The sequence below is a fragment of the Chimaeribacter californicus genome, from assembly GCF_002858675.1.
Taxonomy (GTDB): Bacteria; Pseudomonadota; Gammaproteobacteria; order Enterobacterales; family Enterobacteriaceae; genus Chimaeribacter; species Chimaeribacter californicus.
In genome coordinates, this window is sequence record NZ_PJZF01000002.1 from 392702 (window position 1) to 404808 (window position 12107).

Annotated in this window: 7 protein-coding genes and 1 pseudogene; 4 read left to right on the top strand and 4 right to left on the bottom strand. The window is 57.6% G+C overall.

Translation table 11 applies throughout. The features are described 5' to 3' along the window. Positions 1–31 precede the first annotated feature (31 nt). The gene (gene diaA, locus CYR55_RS04800; protein WP_072931769.1) at positions 32–622 is read left to right on the top strand and encodes a DnaA initiator-associating protein DiaA; all 591 of its coding nucleotides are present in this window, start codon (positions 32–34) and stop codon (positions 620–622) included. Positions 623–631: 9 nt separating this feature from the next. Further along, positions 632–1207, top strand: a complete 576-nt coding sequence (gene dolP, locus CYR55_RS04805) for a division/outer membrane stress-associated lipid-binding lipoprotein (RefSeq protein ID WP_101815002.1) — start codon at positions 632–634, stop codon at positions 1205–1207. A 209-nt stretch (positions 1208–1416) separates the two neighbouring features. On the opposite strand, the gene mtgA is transcribed toward dolP, so the two are convergent. From mtgA to mnmL, 4 genes are all read right to left on the bottom strand, one after another. Further along, positions 1417–2145, bottom strand: a complete 729-nt coding sequence (gene mtgA, locus CYR55_RS04810; RefSeq protein WP_101815032.1) for a monofunctional biosynthetic peptidoglycan transglycosylase — start codon at positions 2143–2145, stop codon at positions 1417–1419. 2 nt (positions 2146–2147) lie between these two features. After that, positions 2148–2795, bottom strand: a complete 648-nt coding sequence (locus CYR55_RS04815) for a type 1 glutamine amidotransferase family protein (RefSeq protein ID WP_101815003.1) — start codon at positions 2793–2795, stop codon at positions 2148–2150. Positions 2796–3110: 315 nt separating this feature from the next. Next, positions 3111–5450: an aerobic respiration two-component sensor histidine kinase ArcB gene (gene arcB / locus CYR55_RS04820; RefSeq protein ID WP_101815004.1), complete on the bottom strand. Its 2340-nt coding sequence runs from the start codon at positions 5448–5450 to the stop codon at positions 3111–3113. Between the two features lie 104 nt (positions 5451–5554). Continuing rightward, positions 5555–6499, bottom strand: a complete 945-nt coding sequence (gene mnmL / locus CYR55_RS04825) for a tRNA modification radical SAM protein MnmL/YtqA (RefSeq protein ID WP_101815005.1) — start codon at positions 6497–6499, stop codon at positions 5555–5557. Between the two features lie 691 nt (positions 6500–7190). On the opposite strand from mnmL, the gene gltB reads away from it, so the two are divergent. After that, a complete protein-coding gene (gene gltB / locus CYR55_RS04835; RefSeq protein ID WP_101815006.1) occupies positions 7191–11651 on the top strand; it encodes a glutamate synthase large subunit in 4461 nt (1486 codons plus the stop codon). Positions 11652–11661: 10 nt separating this feature from the next. Next, a pseudogene (locus CYR55_RS04840) lies at positions 11662–12107 on the top strand (glutamate synthase small subunit); the annotation flags it as partial.

The window sequence follows — 12107 nt, forward strand, 5'->3', positions numbered from 1 at the left end:
CCCGGCCCTTTTACTGACTGGATTAACTCACGTGCTGGAAAGAATCAAAGCCTGCTTTACTGAAAGCATCCAAACCCAGATCGCAGCGGCGGAAGCCCTGCCCGATGCCATTTCCCGGGCGGCCCTGACGTTGGTGCAATCCCTGCTGAACGGTAACAAAATCCTCTGTTGCGGCAACGGCACCTCTGCGGCCAATGCACAGCACTTTGCCGCCAGCATGATCAACCGTTTTGAGACTGAGCGCCCCAGCCTGCCGGCCATCGCCCTGAGCGCAGACAACATTGTGTTGACCGCCATTACCAACGATCGGCTGCATGATGAGGTTTATGCCAAACAGGTGCGCGCGCTGGGCCACGCCGGTGATGTGCTGCTGGCCATTTCCACCCGCGGCAACAGCCGTGATATTGTGAAAGCGGTTGAAGCAGCGGTCACCCGTGATATGACGATTGTCGCGCTCACAGGGTACGATGGCGGCGAACTGGCGGGATTACTCGGCCAACAGGATGTCGAGATCCGTATTCCCTCCCACCGCAGCGCACGCATTCAGGAGATGCATATGCTCACCGTGAATTGCCTGTGTGATCTGATAGATAACACCCTGTTTCCTCACCAGGATGATTAAGGAGCACCAATGAAGGTTCGATTAACACTGGCTGTGTTGTGCAGCGCCCTGCTGCTGCAGGGTTGCGTCGGCGCTGTGGTGGTTGGCAGCGCGGCAGTGGCCACCAAAACCGCGACTGACCCGCGCACCGTCGGCACCCAGGTCGATGATGAAACGCTGGAAGCGCGCGTCAGCAATGCGCTGAGCAAAGATCAACAACTGAAGAAAGAGGCGCGCGTGGTAGTCACGGCGTATCAGGGCAAGGTACTGCTGACCGGCCAGGCCCCCAACACTGATCTCGCGACCCGCGCCAAGCAAATCGCCATGGGCGTAGACGGCGCACGCGAAGTCTATAGCGAGATTCGTCAGGGCACCCCGGTGAGCCTGGGTACAGCGTCTTCAGATACCTGGATCACCACCAAAGTGCGCTCGCAATTGCTGACCAGCGACTCGGTAAAATCCTCGAATGTCAAAGTGACCACTGAGAATGGTGAAGTGTTCCTGCTGGGGCTGGTAACGCCGCAGGAAGGCCAGTCCGCTGCGCAAATTGCCAGCCAGGTCAGCGGGGTGAAACATGTCACCACCGCCTTTACCGATCTGAAATAACCACGCGTTACCGCTGACGGGTGCCATGACGGCACCCGTTTTTTTATGCATTTTCGGGGTCATCACCGGTTGGTGAGCGTAAGGGCGGTGGCAGGCACGGCTGAAGCGAGGGCATTACGGTGCTGGTTGTGCATAACCACTACGGCAGTGGGCGTGATAGCGATGGGCATTGTGCCGTTTTCACCGACGCGCCTGCTGCCTTCCCAGCGCTATAACTGGTGTGCCCGCAGGAACCCTTCCCCGCCCATCTGCCGCATCTGGCGTAAAATCCACTGCTGGCGGCGAAGCACATAGGCTGAGGGTGCATTCACCTTAAAGCGGTGCGGGTTGGGCAATACGGCCGCCAGTAACGCCGCTTCCGGGGCCGTCAGGCGGCTGGCGGGCTTATGGAAATAGGTGCGCGCGGCCTGTTCTACTCCAAAGACCCCATCGCCCAGCTCCACAATATTAAGGTAAACCGTCAGGATGCGCCGTTTCGTCCAGACCAGTTCAATCCCGGCGGTCAGGCCGGCTTCCAGCCCCTTACGCACCCAGCTGCGCCCATCCCACAGCAGCAGGTTTTTTGCCGTTTGCTGTGACAAAGTCGACGCCCCACGCAGTGAACTGCCCTCGCGCTCATTGTGCGACAGGGCAGACTGGATCGCCGCCACATCAAACCCCCAGTGTTCCGGGAAGCGTTGGTCCTCGGCCGCCATCACGGCCAGGGCCATCGCCGGGGAGATGGCCTCCCTTGGCACCCAGTCAGAATGGGCAACGTAGCTAACGTTACCGGAGAACCAGGCGCTGAGTTGGCGCTCCATCATCACCGCAGAAAACGGCACCGGCAGGACGGAAAAGATCAGGATCAACCCTATCCACAACGTAATTACGCCGCCTGCCAGCCATTTAAGCCCGCTCAGCCAAAACAGCACACCTCGTTGACGACGTTTGCTCCACATAATCACTCACCTAAAATACGTGTTACTAGCTTATCAATTCCTTGTGAAATTTCTGCTACAGGACCACCTGCCAGAAATCCCGGCGTGGTCATCACCTGGTGCGCATCATCAATCACAATGTCATCCGCAGGGCAGATCACGGCTTCAGCGCCTAATTCCTCAATCAGTTCAGCACAATCGGGATCGTTCCCCAGCGTTGCCCGTACCGGATTCCGGGTGAGTAATGGGGCCAGAATCGCGCTTTTACCCACAAAGCCAATAGTTAAACCTTTCTTATGAAATTTCTTCAGTAAGTCCATATAGCTCTTCGCTGAGGATTCATATTCGATGCTGTTTTCTTTCGTTTCAAAGTAAACCGGTACACTGTTTGCAGATAAAATAATAAGGGCGTCCGGCATAAATTTTTCTATTTCTGAGAGGTCAGACAAGGGGTAGGAGGTCAGTCCAGTAAATATATTCACGACCTTTAACGAGGCTTCTGCTACGCGCCCTTCAATATTTTTATTATCAATAACTTGACCATGTAATCGGGTGAAAAAAACGACCGTTACATTGTTATTTTTCAGTGCATTTAGCACTAATTCCGTTTCATGGATCTCAATTTTATCTAAAAAAGCGTCCCCACAGATGATGACCCCAATCCTTTTCATTCTCCGCCTCCGAAATTTCTTAAAACAACTGCTTGAAGTTTTGTGCGAATAAAGACTAATCTACATCACATATTTTAATGTTTCCTTTAACAAACGCGGCGTCTTTTGCTATTGTTGAAAAACAGTAAAATTTTATTGTGAAAAGTTACCAAACCCTGCGATACCGAAAACCCTGATAAGAATCTTCGTGGGTGACCGATTTCCCTGGTGTTGGCGCAGTATTCGCGCACCCCGGCTTAGGCTGGGGTCATTTTTTTGTATGACCCCGTTATTTTTCTTATCCCTTCAGCAAGACACTTTCTTACCCTTTCAGGATTAAGCCTGCTCCGCCTTTGCGACCCACTCACGCAGTACCTGCACATCCTGCGGCCACTCTTGTTTCAGCTCATCGACCCAATCCTGCACGTTGTCCCACCAGGCCGGCAGTGACGGCGTCTGGATCTGCTGCGCCAGTTGCTGGAGGTGCTTCAGCCCTACCGATCCGGCTGCGCCTTTGATCTTATGCGCCTCTTCAGCAATGCCTTTTTCATCACGCGCGGTCATGTTGGAATCCAGCACGGCCAGGTAGCCCGGCATCATCTGCTCAAACATCTCCAGGCTCTGATGGATAAGCTGCGGCCCGACCAAATCCATGTACTGCTCCAGCATCGCAACATCGAGAAGTGATTCGTTGGTTTGCATACTTTTTAGCTCCATTTTTTTGCCGGAATGGCGTGGGGGATGATCCCAGAACTGTTTAATCATGGCAGTCAACGCCGGGACGGAGAGCGGTTTGCTCAGGACGTCATCCATGCCTGCCTCAAGGTATTCGCTTTTATCTTTCAGCACGTTGGCCGTCAGGGCCACCAGCGGCGGCAGCACCTGGTCGACATATTGTTCGCGCAGGATGCGGGCAATATCCAGCCCGGTCATGTCCGGCAGCTGGATGTCCAGCAGCACCAGGTCAAACTCATCCGGGTTAAACATCGCCAGCGCATCCTGGCCGTTCATCGCCACCTCGACGCTGTTGCCAAGCTTCTCGAGCACCGAACGGGCCACCACCACATTCAGCTCGATATCTTCGACCAGCAACACATGCAGCGCCGGCAACGGCAGCGGCTCCGGCTCTTCGCGGCTGGCGGGCTTTTCCTCCAGCGACGGTGCGGTAATCGTCAGGGTGAAGCAGGAGCCGTGCCCCGGCTGGCTGCGCACGGTGATGTCGCCGCCCATGCTCTGGGCCAGCCGCCGTGATACCGCCAGGCCAATGCCGGTGCCGGTAGCCGGCTTGCCGCCGTTCTGATCTTTCACCTGATAGTACATGGCGAAAATCTTGTCCTGCTCATCCTGCGGGATGCCCATGCCGGAATCTTCCACCTCAAAGCGCAGGCGGTTATGCGGCTCATGCCAGACACGCACCACAATCTGCCCTTGCTGGGTGAATTTCACGGCGTTGCCAATCAGGTTCCAGAGGATCTGGCGCAGCCGGGTACCGTCCGTAAGGATTTTCTCCGGCAGCGGCGGGTGCGGCTCCATCACGAATTTCAGCCCTTTCGGCTGCACCAGCAGGCCGGTCAGGTTTTCCAGATCGGCCAGGAAGCCGGTAAAGTCAACCGGCTGATTGTCCAGCTGTACTTTGCGTCGTTCGATTTTATCCATTTCGATGATGTCATTGAAAATGTTGCCGAGGGTGATGGCGCTGACATGGATCGTCTTCAGGTAGTTATGCTGCTCTTCATTGAGATCAGTATCGAGCAGAATACGGCTGAGGCCAACAATGCCATTAAGCGGCGTACGCAGCTCGTGGCTGATGGTAGAGATAAAGGTGGTCTTCTCCCGGCTGGCGTTCTCCAGCGCGTCCTGGTAGCGCTTACGCTCGGTAATATCACGGCCGAAGCCCATCAGCCCGTGGCGTTTGCCGATACGGTCATAAAACGGCACTTTCCGCAGCTCGAAACAGGCCTTACGCCCGTCTGGGTAAACCAGCCACTGCTCATAGGTCAGGGAGACGTTGTGGCGGAATACTTTTTCGTCGGTTTCCACCACTTTTTCAGCGATGTCAGGCGTGTAGACGTCATACGGGGTCAGGCCGATCAGCTGTTTCTCACTGCGGCCGGTCAGCAGCTCCATCGCCCGGTTGCAGCCGGAGAATTCTTTATCTTCATTACGGTAATAGACCAGATCGGGCGAGGCATCCAGGAAAGAGCGCAATAACGCCGATTGCTGGCTCAGTTCAATCTGGGCCTGTTCACGGTGCGCCATCTCCAGCTTTAACTTGTCCACCACCGCGAGGCGCGCCTCTTCCGCCCGGATACGGTCAGTGATCTCCTGGTTAAGCTGGGTGATGTTCTCCTGCAACTGGTGGTTCAGCTCCAGGTCACGGTGGCGCATCTCTTCCAGCTTGTCCACCAGCCGCGAGAGACGCTGCCGGGACTCCTCCAGTTGCTCGACCACCACGGAGAGAAAGTAGACTGCCCATGGCGTGATCAGCAGGCCAAAGAAGATGGATCGCACCACATCGATGCTCTCTACCTGGCCGCGCAACAGCATGGTGACGGCCATCTGCACAATCATCGCCAGCACCACCAGCGCTGAGGCCAGCAACAGTGAGAACCGGATTAACCCCAGCTTCACCATCAGATCCACATAATACTGGGCCAACGCCCTGATTTGCTTCATACCTGCTCCTGTCAAACATCTTGCGGTAAATCATACCGTACTTTGCCCGGCAGGGCGGGCACCAACCACAGGGGGCGGCAAGAGTTTCTTCAGGCTGCGAGATATTACGCAAATTTCCTGACCAGCGGCCGGAACAGGCGGTCGCCCGGCAGCGCCGCGCCCTGCCCGCCATGCTGTTGCAGATAACGGTGGATCTCCACTTGCGCCGTCCAGCGATTTTCACACCACAGCGGTGCGAGCAGCGTGGGCCGGCGCGCACTGGCGGAGAGGCGATGGAACACCACCTCCGGCGGGGTATGGCGAACCAGTTCACCGGCAATCTGCACATAGTCCGCCAGCGGCAACGCGGCCAGCCGCCCGGCCTGCCAGGCCCGCCCCAGCGTGCTGCCGGCCACAATGTGCAGCGGGTGGAGTTTTATTCCGTCGGTACCGGTTTCCAGTACCCGATCCAGCGTCTGTTGCGCCATCGCGCCGGTTTCGCCCGGCAGGCCCACAATCAGATGCGTACAGACCAGGATGCCCCGCGCCCGTGCACGCTGTGCCGTGTGCTGGTAACAGCGGAAATCGTGCCCGCGGTTAATGCGCCGCAGGGTGGCGTCATGAGCGGTTTGCAGGCCCAGTTCCAGCCACACTTCATACCCCTGCCCGCGGTAGCCGGCCAGCAGGTCAAGCACCGCATCCGGCACGCAATCCGGCCGGGTACCGATGCATAACCCGACAATATCCGCCTGTTGCAGCGCCTGTTGGTACATCTGCCGCAACAACCGGGTTTCCGCATAGGTGCTGGTATAGGCCTGAAAATAGGCAAGGTAGCGGCGTGCGCGGTTAACGCTGGCTGCCTTTGCCGCCAGCTGCTCCGCAATAGTGAGCTGCTGCGCTGCTTCATCAGCAAAGGAGGCCACGTTGCAGAAGGTGCAGCCGCCGCGCCCCAGGGTGCCGTCACGGTTGGGGCAACTGAAGCCGCCGTGCAGCGTCAGTTTGTGGACTTTCTCGCCAAAGCGGCGCTGTAAATAGGGGCCGAACATATTGACTAATTCGGGCAGCTGCATGATGGTATTTTTGCCTCAGAAAAAACCCAACACTCTAGCGGGAAATCACTTTTCCTAAGATGATGTGGGTCAACTCCCCCTCCCTTGTGGTTTTTCAGGAATAAAAATTCAGTTTGAATGATAATTAATTCATATCAGCCGCGATGAATTCTTCTTATAGGCAACAGGGAGATCATGAGAGAAAATGAAGGGGTAAAAAACAGTGACAAACCACATACAACGGGGCTTTACCAGAATATAATTCTGGCATTACCACCCGCACTAGCATGGTGCAGAGATTTGGGCCTTGCACTATAGTGATACAGCTCACATCCAACCCACCCTGACGGCGAGTTTCTGACCGATAAAAACACCCCTATTTCTTTTATATTTCATGATATTAACTCAACAAAATCACAAAAACGCATATCTTAAATACATATTTGACCTGCCTGTTCTTTCTCGCTAAGTTGGGAGTCCGCTGGAAGCATTCTCGACGGGGCAACGACTCGTCATACTTATGCAGTTATTGAAGACTCCCTCATTAAACAAGTCATAACCCACTTGTGAGCGCCATCACAAGAGGCCATCGACGGAGGACGTCAGGCCGCGTAGTTACGTGCCGGTCATGCAGGCAACCGCCTGTCCCTCCTGAAGATTTGCCCCTTGCCGTAGGCAGTAAGAGTCACCAGAGCCTGGGGAGGTTCCTGATATGTTGTACGATGCATCCCAAGAGAGGGATAACTGTGGTTTCGGCCTGATCGCCCACATAGAAGGCGAACCTAGCCACAAGGTGGTACGCACCGCCATTCACGCGCTGGCGCGTATGCAACACCGTGGTGCAATTCTTGCCGACGGCAAAACCGGCGACGGCTGTGGTCTGCTGTTGCAGAAGCCGGACCGCTTTTACCGCATGGTGGCGGAAGAGCGCGGCTGGCGTCTGGCCAAGAACTATGCCGTGGGCATGATGTTCCTCAGCAAAAACGAGGACGACGCCCGCGCCAGCCGCCGCATTGTGGAAGAGGAACTGCAAAACGAGACCCTGTCGGTGGTGGGCTGGCGTGATGTGCCGACCAACCCGGATGTGCTCGGCGAGATTGCCCTCTCCTCCCTGCCCCGTATTGAGCAGATCTTTGTGAATGCCCCGGCCGGCTGGCGTCCGCGTGATATGGAACGCCGCCTTTATATGGCCCGCCGCCGGATTGAAAAGCGCATTCAGGATAACGAATTCTACGTGTGCAGCCTGTCGAACCTGGTGACGATCTATAAAGGGCTGTGCATGCCGGCAGACTTGCCGCGCTTCTATCTGGACCTGGCAGACCTGCGGATGGAATCGGCGATTTGCCTGTTCCACCAGCGCTTCTCCACCAACACCGTGCCGCGCTGGAAACTCGCGCAGCCGTTCCGCTACCTGGCGCATAACGGCGAAATCAACACCATTGCCGGTAACCGCCAATGGGCGCGCGCGCGCGGCTATAAATTCAAAACCCCGCTGATCCCCGATCTGCAGGACGCCGCGCCGTTCGTGAATGAGAGCGGTTCCGACTCCAGCTCGCTCGACAACATGCTGGAGCTGTTCCTGAGCGGTGGTATGGATCTGGTGCGTGCCATGCGCCTGCTGGTGCCGCCGGCCTGGCAGCAGAACCCGGACATGGACAGCGACCTGCGCGCCTTCTTTGACTTCAACTCCATGCACATGGAGCCGTGGGACGGCCCGGCCGGTATCGTGCTCTCTGACGGGCGCTACGCGGCCTGTAACCTCGACCGCAACGGCCTGCGCCCGGCGCGTTATGTGATCACCAAAGACAAGCTGATCACCTGCGCCTCGGAAGTCGGCATCTGGGATTACCAGCCTGACGAAGTGATCGAAAAAGGGCGCGTCGGCCCCGGCGAACTGATGGTGATCGACACCCGCAGCGGCCGCATTCTGCACTCCGCGGAAACCGACAATGACCTGAAAAGCCGCCACCCTTACAAAGAGTGGATGGCGAAAAACGTCAAACGCCTGGTACCGTTCGAAGACCTGCCGGAAGATCAGGTAGGCCGCCGTGAGCTGGAAGATGCGCAGCTGGAAACCTACCAGAAGCAGTTTGGCTACAGCAGCGAAGAGCTGGACCAGATTATCCGCGTGCTGGGTGAGAACGGCCAGGAAGCCGTCGGTTCGATGGGCGACGATACGCCGTTTGCCGTGCTCTCCAGCCGCCCGCGCGTGATCTATGACTACTTCCGCCAGCAGTTCGCGCAGGTGACTAACCCGCCGATTGACCCGCTGCGTGAAGCGCATGTGATGTCACTCGCGACCAGCATCGGCCGTGAAATGAACGTCTTCTTTGAAGCGGAGGGGCAGTCCCACCGCCTGAGCTTCAAGTCGCCGATTCTGCTCTACTCCGACTTCAAACAGCTGACGTCGCTGGAAGGCGAATACTACCGTGCTGAAACGCTGGATCTGACCTACAACCCGGCGGTGCAGGATCTGGAAAGCATGATCCGTGACCTGTGCGATCAGGCGGAACATAAAGTCCGTGACGGCGCAGTGCTGCTGGTGCTCTCTGACCGCGCCATCGCCCCGGACCGCCTGCCAGTGCCGGCCCCGATGGCTGTGGGTGCCATCCAGACGCGTCTGGTGGAGAAGAACCTGCGCTGTGACGCCAACCTGATTGTTGAGACCGCCAGCGCCCGTGACCCGCACCACTTTGCCGTGCTGCTCGGTTTTGGTGCCACCGCGATCTACCCGTACCTGGCCTATGAGACGCTGGCGAAGCTGGTGGACTCACGCGCTATTGATAAGAAATACCGCGAAGTGATGCTGAACTACCGTAACGGCATCAACAAGGGGCTGTACAAGATCATGTCCAAAATGGGCATCTCGACCGTCGCCTCGTACCGCTGTTCCAAACTGTTTGAGGCCGTCGGCCTGCACCGTGAGCTGAGCGATCTCTGCTTCCAGGGTGTGGTCAGCCGCATTGGTGGGGCCAACTTCAGTGATTTCGAACAGGATCTGCAAAACCTGTCCAAGCGCGCCTGGCTGAAGCGTAAACCGCTGGATCAGGGCGGGCTGCTGAAGTTCGTTTACGGCGGCGAGTACCACATGTACAACCCGGACGTGGTGCGCACCCTGCAAAACGCGGTGCATACCGGTGAATACAGTGATTACCAGCAATACGCCAAGCTGGTGAACGAGCGCCCGGTTTCTACCCTGCGCGATCTGCTGGCGATCAAACCTTCCGGCCAGACGATCCCGCTGGATCAGGTGGAACCGGCAGAAAATCTCTACAAACGCTTTGATACGGCAGCGATGTCGATTGGCGCGCTGAGCCCGGAGGCCCATGAGTCTCTGGCGGAAGCGATGAACAGCCTCGGCGGCTTCTCCAACTCCGGCGAAGGCGGCGAAGACCCGGCGCGTTACGGCACCAATAAAGTCTCGCGTATCAAGCAGGTGGCTTCCGGCCGCTTCGGCGTCACGCCGGCGTACCTGGTCAACGCTGACGTCATTCAGGTGAAAGTAGCGCAAGGCGCGAAACCGGGTGAAGGCGGCCAGTTACCGGGCGACAAAGTCACTCCGTACATCGCCAAGCTGCGTTATTCGGTGCCGGGCGTGACGCTAATCTCCCCGCCGCCGCACCACGACATCTATTCGATTGAGGATCTGGCCCAGCTGATCTTTGACCTGAAACAGGTCAACCCGAAAGCGCTGATTTCGGTGAAGCTGGTCTCTGAACCGGGCGTCGGTACCATTGCTGTGGGCGTGGCGAAAGCCTACGCCGACCTGATCACCATCGCCGGCTATGACGGCGGCACCGGTGCCAGCCCGCTTTCGTCGGTGAAGTATGCCGGCTGCCCATGGGAACTGGGGCTGGTCGAAACGCAACAGGCGCTGGTGGCTAACGGCCTGCGCCACAAAATCCGCCTGCAGGTGGATGGTGGCCTGAAAACCGGCGTGGACATCATCAAGGCCGCGATTCTCGGTGCAGAGAGCTTCGGCTTCGGCACCGGCCCGATGGTCGCGCTGGGGTGCAAATACCTGCGTATCTGCCACCTGAACAACTGTGCAACCGGTGTTGCTACTCAGGATGACAAACTGCGCCGCGATCATTACCACGGCCTGCCGTTGCGCGTGACGAACTACTTCCACTTCATCGCACGGGAAACGCGGGAAATCATGGCTTCGCTGGGCGTCAGCCGCCTGGTTGACCTGATTGGCCGCACCGATCTGCTGGAGGAGCTGGAAGGCTTCACCGCCAAGCAGAACAAACTGGACCTGGCACCGATGCTGAAAACTGCCCAGCCGCATCCGGGCAAGGCGCTTCACTGCACCGAAGGCAGCAACCCACCGTTTGATCCGGGCTTGCTGAACAAAGCCCTGCTGGAGCAGGCCGCGCCTTATATTGAACAGCGTCAGAGCAAGACCTTCTACTTTGACATCCGTAACACCGACCGCTCCGTGGGCGCGCTGCTCTCCGGGGCGATTGCCGAGAAGCATGGCGACCAGGGCATGGCCTCTGATCCGATCAAAGCCTACTTCTCCGGCACCGCCGGCCAGAGCTTCGGCGTCTGGAATGCGGGCGGTGTAGAGCTGATGCTGACCGGCGACGCCAACGACTACGTCGGCAAAGGCATGGCCGGTGGCCGTATCTCGGTTCGCCCGCCGGTGGGTTCGGCGTTCCGCAGCCATGAGGCCAGCATCATCGGTAACACCTGCCTGTATGGCGCGACCGGCGGCAAACTGTTCGCGGCAGGCCGGGCGGGTGAACGTTTCGCCGTGCGTAACTCCGGGGCAATTACCGTGGTGGAAGGCATCGGCGACAACGGCTGTGAATACATGACCGGCGGCATCGTGTGCGTGCTGGGTAAAACCGGCGTCAACTTTGGCGCGGGTATGACCGGTGGCTTCGCCTACGTGCTGGACGAGGATGGCGAGTTCCGCAAACGCGTCAACCCGGAGCTGGTCGAGATTCTGGACGTGGATCAGCTGGCTATCCATGAAGAGCACCTGCGCGGCCTGATTACAGAACATGTGCAGTTGACCGGCTCCAGCCGTGGCGAAGAGATCCTCGCCAACTGGCCGGTGTGGTCCGCCAGGTTCGCCCTGGTGAAACCGAAGTCCAGTGATGTCAAAGCATTGTTGGGTCACCGCAGTCGTTCCGCAGCTGAGCTGCGGGTACAAGCGCAGTAAGAGGTTTTCGATGAGTCAAAACGTTTATCAATTTATCGATTTGCAGCGCGTTGATCCGCCCAAGAAAGCGCTGAAGATTCGGAAAATTGAGTTTGTAGAAATTTATGAGCCGTTTTCTGATACCCAGGCCCAGTCGCAGGCCGATCGCTGCATCGCCTGCGGTAACCCTTATTGCGAATGGAAGTGCCCGGTCCACAACTATATTCCGAACTGGCTGAAGCTGGCGAACGAAGGCCGCATCATGGAAGCGGCAGACCTCGCCCACCAGACCAACAGCCTGCCGGAAGTGTGCGGGCGCGTCTGCCCGCAGGATCGCCTGTGTGAAGGCTCCTGCACGCTGAATGATGAGTTCGGCGCAGTGACCATCGGCAACATCGAACGCTATATCAATGATAAAGCGATCGAGATGGGCTGGCGGCCGGATATGTCCCACGTTAAGCCAACCGGTAAGCGCGG